Here is a 17,022-nt window from a genome sequence, read left to right on the forward strand (position 1 = left end):
AAGTCAACTCCCCCGATAGTTTTTTGTCAGACTTAGAGTTCCGACAGAATTTTTTCGATCGATGCGGTGACATCTTCCATGTCAGCCATGCCATCGACCTTCTTGAGTTTGCCCTTGGCGTAGTAGTAGCCAATCAGTGGCGAGGTCTGTTTGTAGTAAGCCTCCAGGCGCGTGCGCACCGTTTCGGCATTGTCGTCCGGACGGCGCTTGAATTCCGTCGAACCGCACTTGTCGCAGACACCTGCAACATGTGGCTTCTTGTTGGTGTCGTGGTAGCCGGTACCGCACTTCGCGCAGGAATAGCGGCCGGAGATCCGCTCGACGAGGACATTGTCGTCCACTTCGAGTTCGATCACGCAATCGAGTTCAAGACCCTTGTCCGCCAGCATCGCTTCGACCGCATCGGCTTGAACCAATGTGCGTGGATAACCGTCAAGGATGAACCCCTTGGCCGCATCCGGCTGGTCGATGCGTTCGGAAACGATCGCATTGACGATTTCGTCGGAAACCAGGTTGCCGGCATCCATGACAGCCTTGGCCCGCAGGCCAACATCTGTCCCGGCTTTCACCGCCTCGCGCAACATGTCTCCCGTGGAGAGTTGCGGTATGCCCAATTTGTCTACCAAGCGCTGAGACTGAGTTCCCTTACCTGCCCCCGGTGGTCCGAGAAGTATTAATCTCATCTGTTGCGTTTCCCCCCACGGAGCTTCGACTTCTTGATCAGCCCTTCATACTGATGCGCAATCAGGTGACCCTGGATCTGCGCAACCGTATCGAGCGTCACGCTCACGACAATCAACAGCGACGTACCGCCGAGATAGAAAGGAACACCAGCCCACGAGATCAGGAATTCAGGCAGCATGCAGATGATAACAAGATAGATGGCGCCAAGAACCGTGACTCGTGTCAGGACGTAATCGATGTATTCAGCCGTACGCTCGCCGGGGCGAATGCCGGGAATGAAGCCGGAATGCTTCTTCAACTGATCGGCAGTATCCTTCGGGTTGAAGACAAGTGCCGTGTAGAAGAAGGCAAAGAAGACGATCATCGCTGCATAAAGTGCCATATAAGCAGGCTGGCCATGACCAAGTGACGACAGAATTGTCGTCGCCCATGCCGGCATATTCTGGCTATTGGCAAAGCCGGCGATCGTGGCAGGCAGAAGCAGCAGCGACGAAGCGAAGATCGGCGGGATAACGCCCGCTGTATTGAGCTTCAGCGGCAGATGCGAGGTATCGCCCTGGAACATGCGGTTGCCAACCTGGCGCTTCGGATACTGGATCAGAAGGCGGCGCTGGGCACGTTCAACGAAGACGATGATGCCGATGACGGCTATCGTCAGTACGATGACGGCCAGAATGACACCCGTCGACAGCGCACCTGTCCGGCCGAGTTCCAGCGTACCGGAAATAGCCTGTGGCAGGTTTGCGACGATACCGGAGAAGATGATCAGTGAGATACCGTTACCGATACCGCGTGCCGTGATCTGCTCGCCCAGCCACATCAGGAACATGGTGCCACCGACGAGCGTGATGACCGTCGAGAACAGGAAGAACGGACCCGGATCCGTAACAATGCCCTGGCTGCCCTGCAGGCCAACCGCAATCGCGTAGGCCTGAACCGTTGCCAGAAGCACGGTGCCATAACGCGTATACTGGTTGATGACCTTGCGGCCCTGCTCGCCATCCTTCTTCAGCTGCTCCAGAGCCGGAACAACGGAAGTCATCAGCTGGACGATAATCGAAGCCGAAATGTATGGCATGATGCCGAGGGCAAAGATTGCCATTCTTTCAACGGCACCGCCTGCGAACATGTTGAACATGCCGAGGATGCCTTGGGCCTGGTTGTTGAAGGCCTGGGCGAATGCACCGAGATTGATACCCGGCAGCGGGATATAAGTACCAAGCCGGTAAACCAGCAATGCGCCAAGCGTAAACCAAATGCGCTTTTTGAGCTCTTCGGCCTTCGAGAAAGCAGAGAAATTGAGATTTGACGCGAGCTGTTCTGCGGCTGAAGCCATTATAGTCTCCGGTCTGTGCCCGTCAGGGCCTCGCCACCCGAAACGGGAATCGGCGGCTCTACCCAGATATGTGCCCTTGATAAAAGGTACAAGCGGCGATCGTGGAGATCGCCGCCTGAATAGGCATATTTATTCTGCAGCTGCAGGAGCAGCTGGAAGCTTGACGGTACCGCCGGCCTTTTCGATCTTTTCGATCGCAGCCTTGGATGCACCGGAAACCTCGAAGGTTACTGCGGTCGTGATCTCGCCATCGGAAAGCAGACGAACGCCATCCTTGGGGCGGCGAATAACGCCGGCAGCCTTGAGGGCTTCAATCGTGACCGGTGCCTTGGCATCGAGCTTCTTGGCGTCGATGGCAGTCTGGATACGGCCAACCGAAACGGTGTTGAAGTTCTTCGAGAAGATGTTGGTGAAACCGCGCTTAGGCAAGCGACGGTAAAGCGGCATCTGTCCGCCTTCGAAACCGTTGATAGCAACGCCCGAACGCGACTTCTGACCCTTGACACCACGACCGGCAGTCTTGCCGGAGCCCGAACCAATACCACGGCCAACGCGCTTGCGTGCTTTGGTCGCGCCTGGATTTTCACTCAGATCATTGAGTTTCATTTGCTTAATCTCCGGTATCAAGCCTCGTCCACAACGCGGACGAGATGTTGAACCTTTGCAATCATGCCACGTACGGAAGGCGTATCTTCCAATGTACGACGGCGATGCATCTTATTGAGGCCCAGGCCGATCAGCGTTGCGCGCTGTTCTGCCGGACGGCGGATAGGGCTACCGATCTGTTCGACCGTAACCGTCTTACCCTTCTTGTTCTCAACCATGACTTTGTCCTTTAGTCTCTACAGTGAGCAGGAACCCGAAGGCCCTGCCCTGCTGCGCCATCTATGGCCTATTCTTCCGAACCGACCACATCGCGGCGGCGAGCCTGCAGTGTCGAATACTTGATACCGCGCTGAGCAGCGATGTCCTTCGGATGCATCTGATGCTTCAGGGCATCAAACGTCGCGCGAACCATGTTATACGGGTTCGACGAACCGAGTGACTTTGCGACAACGTCCTGCACACCAAGCGTCTCGAATACGGCGCGCATTGGACCACCAGCGATGATACCTGTACCAGCTGTGGCTGCGCGAAGCAGAACCTTGCCGGCGCCATGACGGCCTTCAACATCGTGATGAAGGGTACGGCCCGAACGCAGCGGTACGAAAATCATTTCGCGCTTGGCGGATTCCGTTGCCTTGCGGATAGCTTCCGGCACTTCACGCGCCTTGCCATGACCGAAACCTACGCGGCCCTTCTGATCGCCGACAACGACGAGAGCAGCAAAGCCAAAACGCCGGCCGCCCTTGACGACCTTGGCGACGCGGTTGATATGCACGAGCTTGTCAACGAATTCGCTATCGCGCTCTTCGTTGCGACCGCGATCCTCGCGGCTTCTCTTTTCCTGTGCCATGCTCCTAATTCCTTTTTCTTTTCCGGTAGCACGAATGATGTTTGCGAAATCCGGCTTGCAAGAGACAAGCCCTTGCAGTTCCGGATCCCGAAAGTTTTGCCTTAGAAGCTGAGACCAGCTTCGCGGGCAGCTTCAGCAAGTGCCTTTACACGGCCGTGGTAAATATAAGCACCACGATCGAAGACAACTTCCTTGATGCCGGCCTTGACGGCGCGCTCTGCAACGAGCTTGCCGATGAGTGCCGCTGCTTCCGAATCTGCACCGGTCTTCAGCTTGCCCTTGAGGTCAACTTCGAGAGTGGATGCGGATGCAATCGTATGACCATGCGCATCGTCGATGACCTGCGCATAGATATTCTTTGAAGAACGGTGGACGCTGAGCCGCGGACGGTCACCGGCAACCGCCTTGAGCTGGCGGCGAACACGCGAAGCGCGACGCTGAATGATTTCTTTCGGCGATGCCATGACACGAATTCCTTACTTCTTCTTACCTTCTTTACGAACGATCTTCTCGCCCGCATATTTCACACCCTTGCCCTTGTAAGGCTCTGGGCTACGATATTCGCGAATTTCAGCCGCGACCTGGCCAACCTGCTGCTTGTCGATGCCGGTGACGACGATTTCCGTCGGCTTCGGGACAGCAACCGTGATGCCTTCCGGCACCTGGTAGACCACTTCATGGCTGAAGCCGAGCGACAGCTGCAGGTTCTTGCCCTGCATTGCCGCACGATAGCCAACGCCGCTGATTTCAAGACGCTTTTCGAAACCGTCCTTAACACCTGTGAAGATGTTGACGACCATCGTGCGGCTCATGCCCCACTTCGAACGAGCGATCTTGGAATCGTCGCGCGGATTAACGCTGACGGCACCGTCTTCAAACTTGACCACAACGTCGTCATTGGCGACAAAGGAGAGTTCCCCCTTCGGGCCTTTGGCCTTGATGGTCTGGCCGTCTACGCTGGCTGTTACGCCCTGCGGGACTGCCACGGGTTTTTTACCGATACGAGACATTTTTCAACCTGTCCGTTTCTTCCTGTTACAGCCCGCGCATTAGAATATGCGGCAGAGCAATTCGCCACCAACATTCTGTTCACGTGCCTCGTGATCCGCCATTACGCCCTTCGGCGTCGACAGGATCGAAATACCAAGGCCGTTAGCAACCTGCGGGATCGACTTGACCGAGACGTAAACGCGACGGCCGGGCTTCGAAATACGGGTAATCTCGCGAATTACCGGTACATTCTCAAAATACTTCAGTTCGATTTCGATCTCGGACTTGCCGTTTTCGAAATCAACCTGGCTGTATCCGCGGATATAGCCTTCAGCCTGAAGAACATCCAGAACGCGGGCACGCAGCTTGGAGGCAGGCGTCGAAACCTTGCCCTTCTTGCGCATTGTTGCGTTACGGATACGTGTCAGCATATCGCCGAGAGGATCTGTCATAGACATCCGTCTTCTCCCTTACCAGCTCGACTTCACGACGCCGGGCACCTGGCCGAGCGAACCCAGCTGGCGCAATGCGATACGCGACATTTTGATCTTGCGGTAATAACCGCGCGGACGGCCCGAAACTTCGCAACGGTTGCGAATACGAACCTTGGTGGAATTCCGTGGCAGTTCTGCCAGCTGGATGGTGGCGCGGAAGCGCTCGTCCAACGGCAGCGACTGGTTCATCACGATAGCCTTCAGGCGCGCACGCTTTGCAGCGAAACGTTTTACCAGAAGACCACGGCGCTTGTTCTTTTCGACTGCGCTCGTCTTAGCCATTTCATATACCTCGCTACGCTTGCCGTTACTGGCGGAAGGGGAAGTTGAAGGCGCGCAGGAGAGCGCGTGCTTCATCATCCGTCTTTGCAGTCGTACAAACGATGATGTCCATGCCCCAGATCTGATCAACCTTGTCGTAGTTGATTTCCGGGAACACAATGTGTTCCTTGATGCCCATGGCAAAATTGCCACGACCGTCAAAGCTTTTTGGATTCAAGCCGCGGAAATCTCGAACGCGCGGAAGCGCAATCGTGATCAGACGGTCGATGAATTCATACATGCGCTCTTTACGAAGGGTGACCTTCGTACCGATCGGCATATTCTCACGAACCTTGAAGGTAGCGATCGAATTGCGCGCACGCGTAATAACCGGCTTCTGACCAGCAATCAATGCCAGATCTTCAGCTGCGACAGTTGGCTTCTTGGAGTCAGCAGTTGCTTCACCAACGCCCATATTGAGGACAACCTTGGTGATGCGTGGGATCTGCATCTCGTTGTCGTATTTGAACTCCTCGAGAAGCGCCTTACGTACTACTTCAAAGTACTGCTTCTTCAGACGGGGTTCGATTTTTGCATCAGCCATCGATCAGATCTCCTGAACGCTTTGCTACACGTACCTTCTTGCCGTCCTCGAGGACCTTGAAGCCAACACGGGTCGGCTTACCATCCTTGTCGGCGATAGCAATATTCGACAGATGGAGCGGCGCTTCTTTCGAAATGATGCCGGCTTCCTGGTTCTGTGTCTGCTTCTGGTGACGCTTGACAACATTGATACCGCGAACGAGCGCCTGCTCGTCCTTCGGCAAAACTTTGATTACTTCGCCGGTACGGCCCTTGTCCTTACCAGCAAGAACGACAACGCGGTCGCCTTTACGGATCTTCTGCATCGTCTGCTCCTTACAAAACTTCTGGAGCCAGCGAGATGATCTTCATGTGGCTCTTTGCGCGAAGTTCGCGCGGAACCGGTCCGAAGATACGCGTGCCGATAGGCTCTTTCTTATTGTCGATCAAAACGGCGGCGTTCTTGTCGAAACGAATAACGCTCCCGTCCGCGCGACGGATGTCCTTGGCGGTGCGAACAACCACCGCCTTCATCACGTCACCTTTTTTTACACGGCCGCGCGGAATTGCTTCCTTGATCGAAACGACAATGATGTCGCCGACCGAAGCATATTTCCGCTTCGAACCGCCCAGCACCTTGATGCACATGACACGACGTGCGCCGGAATTATCCGCCACGTCGAGGTTTGTTTGCATCTGAATCATGACTAGCCGCCTTCTTCTTGTTCAACCGGACTGGGCTTTCCTTGCCCCTCGCGATTGCTGCGTACTTACCTACAGATAATTAGCTCGCCGGGGCGTCTGTAACGACAACCCAACGCTTGTCTTTCGAAATCGGCTTCGATTCCTGGATGGAAACGGCATCGCCGACCTTGAACTGGTTATTCTCATCGTGCGCCTTGTACTTCTTGGACTGGCGCACAGTCTTCTGGAGGAGCGGATGCGAATAGCGCCGCTCGACCTTGACCACAACGGTCTTGTCGTTTTTGTCGCTCACGACAACGCCCTGCAGAATGCGTTTAGGCATGGTTTTCTTCCTTAAGCCTTGCTCTCGACCGCTTTTTGGCGGGCGACAGTCTTGATGCGCGCAATATCACGGCGGATCTGCCGGACGCGAGCGGTTTTTTCCAACTGGCCGGTTGCCTTCTGGAAGCGCAGGTTGAACTGCTCTTTCTTCAGGGAACCCAATTCTTCATTCAACTGATCGAGGCTCATCGCCCGGACATCTGCGGATTTCATAACATCCACCCCTTATTCTGCGATGCGCTGAATAAAGCGCGTCTTGACCGAAAGCTTGGCCGCTCCGAGGCGAAGCGCCTCACGAGCGATTTCTTCCGAAACGCCGTCGAGCTCGAACATGACGCGGCCTGGTGCGACACGGGAAGCCCAATAGTCAACCGAACCCTTACCTTTACCCATGCGGACTTCAGTAGGCTTCGATGTGACCGGTACATCCGGGAAAATCCGGATCCACACACGACCGGCACGTTTCATGTGACGGGTAATTGCACGGCGAGCGGCTTCGATCTCACGCGCCGTAACGCGGTTCGGCTCGAGGGCCTTCAGGCCGAAAGCACCAAAATTAAGATCCGTGCCGCCCTTCGACGCGCCGTGGATACGGCCCTTGAACTGCTTGCGGAACTTTGTGCGCTTAGGCTGCAGCATTGTTCTCTACTCCAAAATTCTCGTTTCCGAAAGACGCTATTTAAGCGTTTTCGCGGCGACGGCCCGAACCCTGATGGCTTGCATCGCCCTCGACAGCACGGCGCTCGGAAGCCATTGGATCGTGTTCAAGGATTTCGCCCTTGAAGACCCAGACCTTGACGCCGCAAATGCCATAAGCGGTATGTGCTTCAGCAGTTCCGTAATCGATATCGGCACGAAGTGTATGCAAAGGCACGCGGCCTTCACGGTACCATTCCATACGAGCAATTTCCGCACCGCCGAGACGGCCCGAGCAATTGATACGAATGCCTTCTGCACCAAGACGCATTGCCGACTGAACGGCGCGCTTCATGGCACGGCGGAATGCAACACGGCGTTCCAGCTGCTGAGCAATGGACTGAGCAACGAGAACCGCATCTGTTTCTGGCTTGCGGACTTCAACGATATTGAGTGCGGCATCTGCATTGGTCATTTCTGACAGCTTGCGGCGCAGCTTCTCGATATCGGCGCCCTTCTTGCCGATGATCAGACCCGGACGTGCAGCGTGGATCGTGACGCGGCACTTCTTGTGCGGACGCTCGATCACCACCTTGGAAATGGCGGCCTGCTTCAGTTCGTCCATCAGATACTTGCGGATCTTCAGGTCTTCATGCAGCAGCTTGCCGTATTCACCTGTGTTCGCGTACCAACGCGAGTCCCAGGTCCGATTGATGCCAAGGCGGAAGCCAATCGGATTAATCTTCTGGCCCATTATGCGGCCTCCCCTTTTTCCTCAGCTTCGCGAACGACGATCGTCAGATGCGAGAATGGCTTCTCGATCCGGCTTGCACGACCGCGACCACGAACATGGAAACGCTTCATCACGACTGACTTGCCAACGTAGGCTTCAGCAACAACCAGAGCATCAACATCCAGGTCATGGTTGTTTTCTGCGTTGGCGATAGCTGATTCGAGAGTCTTTTTCACCGTGCCTGCAATCCGCTTGCGCGAAAATTCCAGATCGGCAAGAGCGGCATTAACCTTCTTGCCACGGATCAGAGCAGCCACCAGATTAAGCTTCTGAGGGCTGATGCGGAGCGTACGGGCAACGGCTTTCGCCTCGTTGTCCTTAAGCTGGCGCGGAGCCTTAGCCTTGCCCATCTTTATTTCCTCTTCGCTTTCTTGTCCGCGCCGTGCCCGTAATAGGTACGCGTCGGGGCGAATTCACCAAACTTGTGTCCGATCATCTCTTCGTTGACCGAAACAGGAACGTGCTTGTTACCGTTGTACACGCCGAACGTCAGACCGACGAACTGCGGCAGGATCGTGGAGCGCCGGCTCCAGATCTTGATAACTTCACTGCGACCGCCCTCACGTACCTTCTCAGCCTTCTTGAGAAGATAGCCATCGATGAACGGGCCTTTCCAAACTGAACGAGCCATTTCAGACTACCTCTCTTACTTCTTGCGCTGATGACGCGAACGAGCGATGAACTTGTCCGTCGACTTATTGGAGCGCGTCTTCTTGCCCTTCGTGGGTTTGCCCCACGGAGAAACTGGATGACGTCCACCCGACGTACGGCCTTCACCACCACCGTGGGGGTGATCGACCGGGTTCATGGCAACACCGCGAACGTGCGGACGCTTACCGAGCCAACGGCTGCGACCTGCCTTGCCAAGGCTGATATTGCCATGGTCAGGATTGGATACTGCACCGACCGTGGCAAAGCACGAACCGTGGACGAGGCGCTGTTCACCTGAATTCAGGCGAAGGATTGCCATGCCCTGGTCGCGGCCAACGAGCTGCGCATAGGTACCGGCGGAGCGAGCGATCTGACCGCCCTTGCCTGGCTTCATCTCCACATTGTGGATGATGGTGCCGACCGGGATCGAAGACAAAGGCATCGCATTGCCCGGCTTTACGTCCGTCTGTGCGCCAGCAATAACGCTGTCGCCAACGGCCAGACGCTGCGGAGCCAGGATGTAGCTCAGCTCGCCATCTTCGTAGCGGATGAGCGCAATGAATGCGGTCCGGTTTGGATCGTATTCAAGGCGTTCAACCTTGGCAGCAACATCGTGCTTGCGACGCTTGAAGTCGACGAAGCGGTATGTGCGCTTGTGTCCGCCACCCTGGTAACGTGCAGTCACGCGACCGGAGTTGTTACGACCACCCTTCGACGACAGACCCTCGGTCAAAGCCTTGACAGGCTTGCCCTTGTAGAGCTCCGAACGGTCCACAATCACCAGCTGACGCTGGCTTGGTGTGGTTGGATTGTATTTTTTGAGTGCCATTGTCTTTACTCCACGGCCCCTCAGAGACCAGTCGAAACATCGATCGACTGGCCTTCGGCGAGCGTCACGACTGCTTTCTTGACATCACTCTGGCGCCCGACGATGCCGCGGAACCGCTTCACCTTGCCTTTGCGCACAGCTGTATTGACTGCCGTAACCTTCACGCGGAACAGCGCTTCGACTGCGGCCTTGATTTCCGGCTTCGTTGCCTTGCGGGCTACGTTGAAGACGACCTGGTTGTTTTCGGAAACCAGGGTCGACTTTTCCGTAATGACCGGGCTGACGATCACGTCGTAGTGGCGAAGATCAGTCATTTGAAACGCTCCTCGAGAGCTTCAACTGCTGCCTTGGAAAGCACGAGCTTGCCACGACGCAGAATGTCGTAAACATTGATGCCCTGGATCGGCAGAACATCGATGTTCGGGATGTTCGAAGCAGCGCGACGGAAATTCGCATCGATCTCGGCACCGCCGATGAGAAGCGCATTTTCGAGGCCAAGCTTGGCGAACTGCGAAACAAGTACCTTTGTCTTGGCTTCGGCCGACAGAAGATCATCGACGATGATCAGGTCGGAAGCCTTGACCTTGGCGGACAGGGCATGACGAAGCGCAAGGGCGCGGACCTTCTTCGGCAGGGCATGATCGTGGCTGTGAACAACCGGACCGTGAGCCTTGCCGCCGCCGCGGAACTGCGGTGCACGTGCCGAATGGTGACGGGCGCGGCCCGTACCCTTCTGCTTGTACATCTTGGCGCCGGTGCGTGCGATTTCCGAACGGCCCTTTGCCTTGTGCGTTCCCTGCTGCTTGCGGGCGAGCTGGTAACGGACCATGCGCTGAAGGATATCGTCGCGCGGCTCAAGACCGAAAATCTCCTCGGAGAGTTTCACCTTGCCGGCATCGACGCCTTCAAGTGTTGTAATCGAAAGGTCCATTATTCGGCTCCCTCAGTTGTCTGCGCCACTTCTGCATCAGACACAGCGGCTGTACCGTTAGCTGCCTGGCGGAGACCAGCTGGCTTCGGAGCATTGTCCGGCAGCGCTACCTTGACGGCATCGCGTACCAGGATCCATGCACCCTTGGAACCAGGAACTGCACCACGAACCAGAATGAGGCCACGATCGAGGTCAGTCGAAACGACTTCGATGTTCTGTGTTGTCACGCGGGTCTGACCCATGTGACCGGCCATCTTCTTGCCCTTGAACACCTTGCCCGGATCCTGACGCTGACCGGTAGAACCGTGAGCGCGGTGGGTGACCGAGTTACCGTGCGTAGCGCGGTGACCGCCGAAGTTATGGCGCTTCATCGAACCGGCAAAACCCTTACCGATCGAAGTACCAGTCACATCGACCTTCTGGCCGGCAACGTAATGTTCGGCAGTGATCTCAACACCGACATCAAGAAGATTGTCGGCAGAGACGCGGAATTCCGCGACTTTCGCCTTTGGCTCAACGGAAGCCGTCGCGAAATGACCGCGCAAGCTCTTCGTTGTATTCTTTACCTTGGCCAGACCAACACCGAGCTGAACGGCAGTGTAGCCATTCTTCTCGACTGTACGCTGAGCCACAACCTGACAATTCTCCATCCGGAGTACTGTCACCGGCACATGCTCGCCTGCGTCGTTATAGACGCGAGTCATGCCCAGCTTCTGTGCAATTACACCTGAACGCATCGGTTCGTCCTTCCGTCCTCAAGCCTTACAGCTTGATCTCGACATCAACACCAGCGGAAAGATCGAGCTTCATCAGCGCGTCTACAGTCTGCGGGGTTGGGTCTACGATATCGAGAAGACGCTTATGTGTGCGCATCTCGAACTGCTCGCGGCTCTTCTTGTCGATGTGCGGCGACCGGTTAACAGTGAACTTCTCGATCCGTGTAGGAAGCGGGATCGGTCCGCGCACGTTGGCACCGGTACGCTTGGCAGTCGACACGATTTCCCGCGTCGAATCGTCAAGGATCCGATGATCAAACGCCTTGAGGCGAATGCGGATGTTTTGACCGTTCATTTCATCTTTTCCTTGTTTAGCGGAGACGCCCTATAGCAGGCGCCTCTGCATAAAACCTTAATTTTACTCAATGATCGACGATACGATGCCTGCACCGACGGTGCGGCCACCTTCACGGATAGCGAAGCGCAGCTTCTCTTCCATCGCGATCGGCACGATCAGCGTCACATCGACTGCGATGTTGTCGCCGGGCATGACCATTTCCGTGCCTTCCGGCAGCGTCACTACACCCGTCACGTCGGTCGTGCGGAAGTAGAACTGCGGACGGTAGTTGGTGAAGAATGGCGTATGACGGCCACCTTCATCCTTCGTCAGGATATAGGCTTCTGCCTTGAACTTGGTGTGCGGCTTGACCGAACCTGGCTTGGCAAGGATCTGGCCGCGCTCGACGCCTTCACGGTCAACACCGCGAAGCAAGGCACCGATGTTGTCGCCAGCCTGGCCCTGATCGAGCAGCTTGCGGAACATTTCAACGCCGGTCACCGTCGTCTTCGACGTCGGCTTGATGCCGATGATCTCGACTTCTTCGCCGACCTTGACGATCCCGCGCTCAACGCGGCCCGTCACAACCGTACCACGGCCGGAGATCGAGAACACGTCTTCGATCGGCATCAGGAACGGCAGGTCAACCGGACGCTCTGGCGTCGGAATGTACTTGTCGACTTCCGCCATCAGCGCGCGTACCGCGTCTTCGCCGATTTCCTTGTTGGAGTCTTCCAGCGCAGCCAAAGCCGAACCCTTGACGATCGGAATGTCGTCGCCCGGGAAGTCGTACTTCGACAGAAGCTCGCGTACTTCCAGCTCAACCAGTTCGAGCAGCTCGGCATCGTCAACCTGGTCGACCTTGTTCAGGAACACCACAATCGCCGGAACGCCAACCTGACGGGCCAGAAGAATGTGCTCGCGCGTCTGCGGCATCGGGCCGTCGGCAGCCGACACAACCAGGATCGCGCCGTCCATCTGTGCCGCACCGGTGATCATGTTCTTCACATAGTCGGCGTGGCCGGGGCAATCGACGTGCGCATAGTGGCGCGCCGCCGTCTCATATTCAACGTGCGCCGTCGAGATCGTGATGCCGCGCGCCTTTTCTTCCGGCGCTGCGTCGATCTGATCGTACGCCTTGTACTCTCCAAAATACTTCGTAATCGCTGCCGTCAACGACGTCTTGCCATGGTCAACGTGACCAATCGTGCCAATGTTGACGTGCGGCTTGTTACGTTCAAACTTGCTCTTAGCCATCTGAGCTCTCCGTTATATGTTCGCCTGCTCAGGCTTACTGACAACTGTCACGCGCAACCGGTTGGTTACGCAAACTTCTTCTGAATTTCCTGTGCGACTGCTGTCGGAACAGGTTCGTAGTGATCGAACTGCATGGTGTACTGTGCACGACCCTGGCTCATCGAACGCAGGTTGCTCACATAACCAAACATGTTGGCCAGCGGCACGTTTGCATTGACGACGGTCGCGATACCACGAGCTTCCGTGCCCGAGATCTGCCCACGACGTGAGTTCAGATCGCCGATCACGTCACCGACGTAATCTTCAGGGGTTACAACCTCGACCTTCATGATCGGCTCGAGCAGCTGGGCACCGGCCTTCTGCGCACCTTCGCGGAATGCAGCGCGAGCTGCGATTTCGAAGGCGAGAACCGAGGAGTCCACATCGTGGTAGGCACCGTCGATCAGCGTGGCTTTCACGCCGAGCATCGGGAAGCCTGCGAGCGGACCCGCACCCATGACGCTCAAGATACCCTTCTCAACGCCAGGGATGTATTCCTTCGGAATTGCACCGCCGACGATCTTCGATTCAAAGATGAACTCGTCGCCATCATGCGGCTCGAAGATAACCTTGATACGGGCGAACTGACCCGAACCACCCGACTGCTTCTTGTGCGTGTAATCGATTTCAGCCTTACGGGTGATCGATTCACGGTAGGCAACCTGCGGGTTACCGACATTCGCCTCGACCTTGAACTCGCGGCGCATACGGTCCACGAGAATGTCGAGATGAAGCTCGCCCATGCCGGAAATGATAGTCTGGCCGGATTCTTCGTCCGACTTGACGCGGAAGGAGGGATCTTCAGCAGCAAGACGATTAAGCGCGAGGCCCATCTTTTCCTGGTCAGCCTTGGTCTTCGGCTCGATCGCGATCGAGATAACTGGCTCCGGGAAGACCATACGTTCCAGGATAACCGGCTTCAGCGGATCGCAAAGCGTGTCACCCGTTGTGGTTTCCTTGAGGCCTGCCAAGGCAACGATGTCACCGGCAAACGCTTCTTCGATGTCTTCACGCGAATTGGAATGCATCTGCAGCATGCGGCCGATACGTTCGCGCTTCAGCTTTACCGTGTTATCGAGCGAAATGCCCTTGGTCAGCTTGCCGGAGTAGATGCGGCAGAACGTCAGCGAACCAACGAACGGGTCGTTCATGATCTTGAACGCCAGCATCGACAAAGGCTCTTCGTCGGACGACTTGCGAACTGTTTCTGCATCGGTCTTCGGATCAATACCCTTGATCGCCGGAACATCCACCGGCGAAGGCAAGAATTCGACGACACCATCAAGAAGCGGCTGTACACCCTTGTTCTTGAAAGCAGAACCGCAGAATACCGGATGGAATTCCACGCGGCAGGTGCCGATACGGATCAACTGACGCAGCTTATCATTGTCCGGCATGTTGCCTTCGAGATAGGCTTCTGTCGCAGCTTCGTCGACTTCGACAGCAGTCTCGATCAGCATTTCGCGGAATTCTTCCGCCTTCGCGTGGAGGTCAGCAGGGATCTCTACGACGTCCCACTGCGCACCCAGCTGTTCGTCGCGCCAAACAAGGGCCTTCATCTCGATCAGATCGACGACGCCCTTGAACTCGTTTTCAGCGCCGATCGGCAGCTGCATGACGAGCGCCTTGGCACCAAGACGGGTTTTGACCATGTCGACGCAGCGATAGAAATCGGCGCCGGTCTTGTCCATCTTGTTGACGAAGATCATGCGCGGGACATGATACTTCTCGGCCTGACGCCAGACGGTTTCAGTCTGCGGCTCAACACCGGCATTGGCATCGAGCAGTGCAATCGCACCGTCGAGAACGCGCAGCGAACGCTCTACTTCAATCGTGAAGTCAACGTGGCCCGGGGTGTCGATGATGTTGAAGCGGCGCTTCTTGCCGTCACGGCCGGTCCAGTAGGTGGTGGTCGCAGCGGAAGTGATCGTGATGCCACGCTCCTGCTCCTGCTCCATCCAGTCCATGGTTGCGGCGCCATCATGTACTTCACCGATCTTGTGCGACTTACCGGTGTAATAAAGGATACGCTCGGTGGTCGTGGTCTTGCCGGCGTCGATGTGCGCCATGATACCGAAATTACGGTAGTCTTCGATTTTATATTCGCGGGCCATGATAGGGTGCCTTCAAGAATAGGGTTTCGACGATTACCAGCGGTAATGCGAGAATGCGCGGTTGGCTTCTGCCATGCGATGCGTGTCTTCACGCTTCTTCACAGCCGAGCCACGGTTGTTCGCAGCATCCAGGAGTTCACCGGACAGGCGATCGATCATCGTCGTCTCATTGCGGCCGCGGGCTGCATTGATGAGCCAACGGATAGCAAGAGCCTGACGACGCTCCGGACGAACATCGACCGGAACCTGGTACGTTGCACCACCAACGCGGCGCGAACGTACTTCTACGTGCGGCGCTACATTGTCGAGAGCCTGATGGAACAGGGCAACCGGCTCCTGCTTGCTCTTGGACTCAACGGACTCAAGCGCACCGTAAACGATACGCTCAGCAATTGACTTCTTGCCATGATGCATGACTGCATTCATGAACTTGGTCAGAACGAGATCGCCGAACTTCGGATCCGGATTGATCTCACGCTTTTCTGCACTATGGCGTCTGGACATATTCTTTGTCTCTTATCTGCATCGGGTTGACCTACCTGGTGGCCAAAGTCCCGGAAAATCTTACTTCGGACGCTTCGCACCGTACTTGGAACGGCGCTGCTTGCGGTTCTTGACGCCCTGGGTATCCAGAACACCACGGATGATGTGGTAACGAACACCCGGCAAATCCTTTACACGGCCGCCGCGGATCATCACGACGGAGTGTTCCTGAAGGTTATGCCCCTCACCCGGAATATATCCGATGACTTCAAATCCGTTCGTCAGACGCACCTTGGCGACCTTACGGAGAGCCGAATTCGGCTTCTTCGGTGTCGTCGTATAGACGCGAGTGCAAACGCCGCGCTTCTGCGGGTTTTCCTGCAGAGCAGGGACTTTATTGCGCTTTACCGGCGCAGTGCGCGGCTTGCGGATCAGCTGGTTTACGGTAGGCATTCAACCTTCCCTCTTTCACAAATCTCGTATCTTCGCCCGTCAGGGCCGTTTCAGCGCCATGCTCATGCACGAATTCGGGCGATTAAACCACCGCGAGGTGGTTGCCCGAATAAAAGCAGAGGAAGCCCTGTGGCTTCATGCGAGCGGCAAATTGCATTTCGATCGTAAAACGAACCCTGTTTGAGATGAACTCCAGAGCGTGTCGCTCCGAAACAGCCAATCTCACATCGGCTCAGATGGGCTGCTGATACTTGGTCCCTAGGCTCTCGTCAAGCCTGAACCCCAAATATTATTAAGGTTTGCAGCGTTTGCAGGCGCTTTGTGGCCTGAATGAAAGATAGTTTCGCCGACGAGGCATTAATTCAAGCAAAATTTCAATTCGTGCACAGCGTTTTCATGCCGGTTTATGCTAAGAGGCGTCAAAATATCCACTCTGCACCCTTAAAACCTGGAATCGGGAATCATTCAATGTCATCTGCACCATCCGAGTCGAAACCCGTCCAGCTCATCGTCGCCGATGTCTGGAAGAACAAGGAAGACGAGCCGCGGCAGGTGCATCTGCTCCTGATGACCGAGGACACCGACAATCTCGTCAACATCGCCCTGCAGATCCTTGCCAATGAAGGCTATGACGAGGCGGAGCTGCTCGAGATCGGGACGCTGACCGAAGAGCCGGAAGAGGAACCCCACCTATCTGCTTACAAGAACGCCCTCACCGGTCAGGCTGCACTCATTGAGTTTAATGAGTAGCCCCGTTAGCTGACGGCAATTGTCCATTCTCATAAGGACTTTGCACGTCTTCGTGCGAATCTCATACGGAGAATGGCAAATCCCGCACGAGAATCGGCGATTCTGGTACAAGATTATCCACTCCAGATAGCACTTCAGGTGCACCCAGTTGAATCCTGAAACGAAAAGGCCGCCCGCGATTTCTCGTGGGCGGCCTTTTTCATT

The 17,022-nt window shown here is 56.0% G+C and carries 28 protein-coding genes; 1 reads left to right on the plus strand and 27 read right to left on the minus strand.

Annotated elements, in window-relative coordinates; translation table 11 throughout:
• Nucleotides 1-32: 32 nt before the first annotated feature.
• From BLM14_RS09570 to rpsL, 27 genes are all read right to left on the minus strand, one after another.
• Nucleotides 33-683 carry an adenylate kinase gene (locus BLM14_RS09570; protein ID WP_099999148.1) on the minus strand — a complete coding sequence of 217 codons (651 nt, stop codon included), beginning with the start codon at nt 681-683 and terminating at the stop codon, nt 33-35.
• The gene (secY, locus tag BLM14_RS09575) at nt 680-2,020 is read right to left on the minus strand and encodes a preprotein translocase subunit SecY (protein ID WP_099999149.1); all 1,341 of its coding nucleotides are present in this window, start codon (nt 2,018-2,020) and stop codon (nt 680-682) included. Before secY ends, BLM14_RS09570 begins: the two co-directional genes overlap by 4 nt.
• A gap of 129 nt (nt 2,021-2,149) precedes the next feature.
• Nucleotides 2,150-2,626, minus strand: a complete 477-nt coding sequence (rplO, locus tag BLM14_RS09580) for a 50S ribosomal protein L15 (RefSeq protein ID WP_099999150.1) — start codon at nt 2,624-2,626, stop codon at nt 2,150-2,152.
• 17 nt (nt 2,627-2,643) lie between these two features.
• Nucleotides 2,644-2,844 carry a 50S ribosomal protein L30 gene (rpmD, locus tag BLM14_RS09585; RefSeq protein ID WP_099999151.1) on the minus strand — a complete coding sequence of 67 codons (201 nt, stop codon included), beginning with the start codon at nt 2,842-2,844 and terminating at the stop codon, nt 2,644-2,646.
• 68 nt (nt 2,845-2,912) lie between these two features.
• Nucleotides 2,913-3,476: a 30S ribosomal protein S5 gene (gene rpsE, locus BLM14_RS09590; RefSeq protein WP_091922984.1), complete on the minus strand. Its 564-nt coding sequence runs from the start codon at nt 3,474-3,476 to the stop codon at nt 2,913-2,915.
• A gap of 101 nt (nt 3,477-3,577) precedes the next feature.
• Nucleotides 3,578-3,940 carry a 50S ribosomal protein L18 gene (rplR, locus tag BLM14_RS09595; protein ID WP_099999152.1) on the minus strand — a complete coding sequence of 121 codons (363 nt, stop codon included), beginning with the start codon at nt 3,938-3,940 and terminating at the stop codon, nt 3,578-3,580.
• 12 nt (nt 3,941-3,952) lie between these two features.
• Nucleotides 3,953-4,486: a 50S ribosomal protein L6 gene (rplF, locus tag BLM14_RS09600; RefSeq protein ID WP_099999153.1), complete on the minus strand. Its 534-nt coding sequence runs from the start codon at nt 4,484-4,486 to the stop codon at nt 3,953-3,955.
• Nucleotides 4,487-4,525: 39 nt separating this feature from the next.
• Nucleotides 4,526-4,924, minus strand: coding sequence for a 30S ribosomal protein S8 (rpsH, locus tag BLM14_RS09605; RefSeq protein WP_099999154.1), 399 nt, complete (start codon nt 4,922-4,924; stop codon nt 4,526-4,528).
• A gap of 12 nt (nt 4,925-4,936) precedes the next feature.
• Entirely contained in the window at nt 4,937-5,242 is a 306-nt protein-coding gene (gene rpsN / locus BLM14_RS09610; protein WP_099999155.1) for a 30S ribosomal protein S14, read from the minus strand.
• 25 nt (nt 5,243-5,267) lie between these two features.
• On the minus strand, nt 5,268-5,825 hold the full coding sequence (gene rplE, locus BLM14_RS09615) for a 50S ribosomal protein L5 (protein ID WP_099999156.1): 558 nt from the start codon (nt 5,823-5,825) through the stop codon (nt 5,268-5,270).
• A complete protein-coding gene (gene rplX / locus BLM14_RS09620) occupies nt 5,818-6,129 on the minus strand; it encodes a 50S ribosomal protein L24 (protein ID WP_099999157.1) in 312 nt (103 codons plus the stop codon). The genes rplE and rplX overlap by 8 nt, the downstream gene beginning before the upstream one ends.
• A 10-nt stretch (nt 6,130-6,139) precedes the next feature.
• Complete coding sequence (gene rplN / locus BLM14_RS09625; protein WP_008124924.1) at nt 6,140-6,508, minus strand: 50S ribosomal protein L14; 369 nt, start codon at nt 6,506-6,508, stop codon at nt 6,140-6,142.
• A gap of 79 nt (nt 6,509-6,587) precedes the next feature.
• A complete protein-coding gene (gene rpsQ, locus BLM14_RS09630) occupies nt 6,588-6,830 on the minus strand; it encodes a 30S ribosomal protein S17 (protein WP_099999158.1) in 243 nt (80 codons plus the stop codon).
• Between the two features lie 11 nt (nt 6,831-6,841).
• On the minus strand, nt 6,842-7,042 hold the full coding sequence (rpmC, locus tag BLM14_RS09635) for a 50S ribosomal protein L29 (protein WP_099999159.1): 201 nt from the start codon (nt 7,040-7,042) through the stop codon (nt 6,842-6,844).
• Between the two features lie 12 nt (nt 7,043-7,054).
• A complete protein-coding gene (gene rplP, locus BLM14_RS09640; protein WP_099999160.1) occupies nt 7,055-7,468 on the minus strand; it encodes a 50S ribosomal protein L16 in 414 nt (137 codons plus the stop codon).
• A 40-nt stretch (nt 7,469-7,508) separates the two neighbouring features.
• Nucleotides 7,509-8,219, minus strand: a complete 711-nt coding sequence (gene rpsC / locus BLM14_RS09645; protein ID WP_099999161.1) for a 30S ribosomal protein S3 — start codon at nt 8,217-8,219, stop codon at nt 7,509-7,511.
• Nucleotides 8,219-8,608: a 50S ribosomal protein L22 gene (rplV, locus tag BLM14_RS09650; RefSeq protein WP_099999162.1), complete on the minus strand. Its 390-nt coding sequence runs from the start codon at nt 8,606-8,608 to the stop codon at nt 8,219-8,221. Before rplV ends, rpsC begins: the two co-directional genes overlap by 1 nt.
• 2 nt (nt 8,609-8,610) lie before the next feature.
• Nucleotides 8,611-8,889 carry a 30S ribosomal protein S19 gene (gene rpsS / locus BLM14_RS09655; protein WP_008124912.1) on the minus strand — a complete coding sequence of 93 codons (279 nt, stop codon included), beginning with the start codon at nt 8,887-8,889 and terminating at the stop codon, nt 8,611-8,613.
• 15 nt (nt 8,890-8,904) lie between these two features.
• Entirely contained in the window at nt 8,905-9,738 is an 834-nt protein-coding gene (gene rplB, locus BLM14_RS09660; protein ID WP_099999163.1) for a 50S ribosomal protein L2, read from the minus strand.
• Nucleotides 9,739-9,758: 20 nt separating this feature from the next.
• Entirely contained in the window at nt 9,759-10,052 is a 294-nt protein-coding gene (locus BLM14_RS09665) for a 50S ribosomal protein L23 (RefSeq protein ID WP_027233163.1), read from the minus strand.
• Nucleotides 10,049-10,669 (minus strand): 50S ribosomal protein L4, encoded by a 621-nt coding sequence (rplD, locus tag BLM14_RS09670; protein ID WP_099999164.1) that lies wholly within the window; start codon nt 10,667-10,669, stop codon nt 10,049-10,051. The genes BLM14_RS09665 and rplD overlap by 4 nt, the downstream gene beginning before the upstream one ends.
• Nucleotides 10,669-11,406 carry a 50S ribosomal protein L3 gene (rplC, locus tag BLM14_RS09675; protein ID WP_099999165.1) on the minus strand — a complete coding sequence of 246 codons (738 nt, stop codon included), beginning with the start codon at nt 11,404-11,406 and terminating at the stop codon, nt 10,669-10,671. The genes rplD and rplC overlap by 1 nt, the downstream gene beginning before the upstream one ends.
• A 25-nt stretch (nt 11,407-11,431) precedes the next feature.
• Nucleotides 11,432-11,740: a 30S ribosomal protein S10 gene (gene rpsJ, locus BLM14_RS09680; RefSeq protein ID WP_008124902.1), complete on the minus strand. Its 309-nt coding sequence runs from the start codon at nt 11,738-11,740 to the stop codon at nt 11,432-11,434.
• 63 nt (nt 11,741-11,803) lie between these two features.
• A complete protein-coding gene (gene tuf / locus BLM14_RS09685; protein WP_099999166.1) occupies nt 11,804-12,979 on the minus strand; it encodes an elongation factor Tu in 1,176 nt (391 codons plus the stop codon).
• 65 nt (nt 12,980-13,044) lie between these two features.
• Entirely contained in the window at nt 13,045-15,132 is a 2,088-nt protein-coding gene (gene fusA / locus BLM14_RS09690) for an elongation factor G (protein ID WP_099999167.1), read from the minus strand.
• Nucleotides 15,133-15,165: 33 nt separating this feature from the next.
• Entirely contained in the window at nt 15,166-15,636 is a 471-nt protein-coding gene (gene rpsG / locus BLM14_RS09695) for a 30S ribosomal protein S7 (protein ID WP_099999168.1), read from the minus strand.
• A gap of 60 nt (nt 15,637-15,696) precedes the next feature.
• Nucleotides 15,697-16,068, minus strand: coding sequence for a 30S ribosomal protein S12 (rpsL, locus tag BLM14_RS09700; protein WP_008121760.1), 372 nt, complete (start codon nt 16,066-16,068; stop codon nt 15,697-15,699).
• 468 nt (nt 16,069-16,536) lie between these two features.
• On the opposite strand from rpsL, the gene BLM14_RS09705 reads away from it, so the two are divergent.
• Nucleotides 16,537-16,818, plus strand: coding sequence for a hypothetical protein (locus BLM14_RS09705; protein ID WP_099999169.1), 282 nt, complete (start codon nt 16,537-16,539; stop codon nt 16,816-16,818).
• The last annotated feature ends 204 nt before the right edge of the window (nt 16,819-17,022 follow it).

The sequence above is a fragment of the Phyllobacterium zundukense genome (genome assembly GCF_002764115.1).
GTDB lineage: Bacteria > Pseudomonadota > Alphaproteobacteria > Rhizobiales > Rhizobiaceae > Phyllobacterium > Phyllobacterium zundukense.

Bases quoted from the DNA above. Each gene is read 5' to 3' on its own strand.
- BLM14_RS09570 (WP_099999148.1), bottom strand. From the start codon at position 683: ATGAGATTAATACTTCTCGGACCACCGGGGGCAGGTAAGGGAACTCAG.
- secY (WP_099999149.1), bottom strand. From the start codon at position 2,020: ATGGCTTCAGCCGCAGAACAGCTCGCGTCAAATCTCAATTTCTCTGCT.
- rplO (WP_099999150.1), bottom strand. From the start codon at position 2,626: ATGAAACTCAATGATCTGAGTGAAAATCCAGGCGCGACCAAAGCACGC.
- rpmD (WP_099999151.1), bottom strand. From the start codon at position 2,844: ATGGTTGAGAACAAGAAGGGTAAGACGGTTACGGTCGAACAGATCGGT.
- rpsE (WP_091922984.1), bottom strand. From the start codon at position 3,476: ATGGCACAGGAAAAGAGAAGCCGCGAGGATCGCGGTCGCAACGAAGAG.
- rplR (WP_099999152.1), bottom strand. From the start codon at position 3,940: ATGGCATCGCCGAAAGAAATCATTCAGCGTCGCGCTTCGCGTGTTCGC.
- rplF (WP_099999153.1), bottom strand. From the start codon at position 4,486: ATGTCTCGTATCGGTAAAAAACCCGTGGCAGTCCCGCAGGGCGTAACA.
- rpsH (WP_099999154.1), bottom strand. From the start codon at position 4,924: ATGTCTATGACAGATCCTCTCGGCGATATGCTGACACGTATCCGTAAC.
- rpsN (WP_099999155.1), bottom strand. From the start codon at position 5,242: ATGGCTAAGACGAGCGCAGTCGAAAAGAACAAGCGCCGTGGTCTTCTG.
- rplE (WP_099999156.1), bottom strand. From the start codon at position 5,825: ATGGCTGATGCAAAAATCGAACCCCGTCTGAAGAAGCAGTACTTTGAA.
- rplX (WP_099999157.1), bottom strand. From the start codon at position 6,129: ATGCAGAAGATCCGTAAAGGCGACCGCGTTGTCGTTCTTGCTGGTAAG.
- rplN (WP_008124924.1), bottom strand. From the start codon at position 6,508: ATGATTCAGATGCAAACAAACCTCGACGTGGCGGATAATTCCGGCGCA.
- rpsQ (WP_099999158.1), bottom strand. From the start codon at position 6,830: ATGCCTAAACGCATTCTGCAGGGCGTTGTCGTGAGCGACAAAAACGAC.
- rpmC (WP_099999159.1), bottom strand. From the start codon at position 7,042: ATGAAATCCGCAGATGTCCGGGCGATGAGCCTCGATCAGTTGAATGAA.
- rplP (WP_099999160.1), bottom strand. From the start codon at position 7,468: ATGCTGCAGCCTAAGCGCACAAAGTTCCGCAAGCAGTTCAAGGGCCGT.
- rpsC (WP_099999161.1), bottom strand. From the start codon at position 8,219: ATGGGCCAGAAGATTAATCCGATTGGCTTCCGCCTTGGCATCAATCGG.
- rplV (WP_099999162.1), bottom strand. From the start codon at position 8,608: ATGGGCAAGGCTAAGGCTCCGCGCCAGCTTAAGGACAACGAGGCGAAA.
- rpsS (WP_008124912.1), bottom strand. From the start codon at position 8,889: ATGGCTCGTTCAGTTTGGAAAGGCCCGTTCATCGATGGCTATCTTCTC.
- rplB (WP_099999163.1), bottom strand. From the start codon at position 9,738: ATGGCACTCAAAAAATACAATCCAACCACACCAAGCCAGCGTCAGCTG.
- BLM14_RS09665 (WP_027233163.1), bottom strand. From the start codon at position 10,052: ATGACTGATCTTCGCCACTACGACGTGATCGTCAGCCCGGTCATTACG.
- rplD (WP_099999164.1), bottom strand. From the start codon at position 10,669: ATGGACCTTTCGATTACAACACTTGAAGGCGTCGATGCCGGCAAGGTG.
- rplC (WP_099999165.1), bottom strand. From the start codon at position 11,406: ATGCGTTCAGGTGTAATTGCACAGAAGCTGGGCATGACTCGCGTCTAT.
- rpsJ (WP_008124902.1), bottom strand. From the start codon at position 11,740: ATGAACGGTCAAAACATCCGCATTCGCCTCAAGGCGTTTGATCATCGG.
- tuf (WP_099999166.1), bottom strand. From the start codon at position 12,979: ATGGCTAAGAGCAAGTTTGAACGTAACAAGCCGCACGTCAACATTGGC.
- fusA (WP_099999167.1), bottom strand. From the start codon at position 15,132: ATGGCCCGCGAATATAAAATCGAAGACTACCGTAATTTCGGTATCATG.
- rpsG (WP_099999168.1), bottom strand. From the start codon at position 15,636: ATGTCCAGACGCCATAGTGCAGAAAAGCGTGAGATCAATCCGGATCCG.
- rpsL (WP_008121760.1), bottom strand. From the start codon at position 16,068: ATGCCTACCGTAAACCAGCTGATCCGCAAGCCGCGCACTGCGCCGGTA.
- BLM14_RS09705 (WP_099999169.1), top strand. From the start codon at position 16,537: ATGTCATCTGCACCATCCGAGTCGAAACCCGTCCAGCTCATCGTCGCC.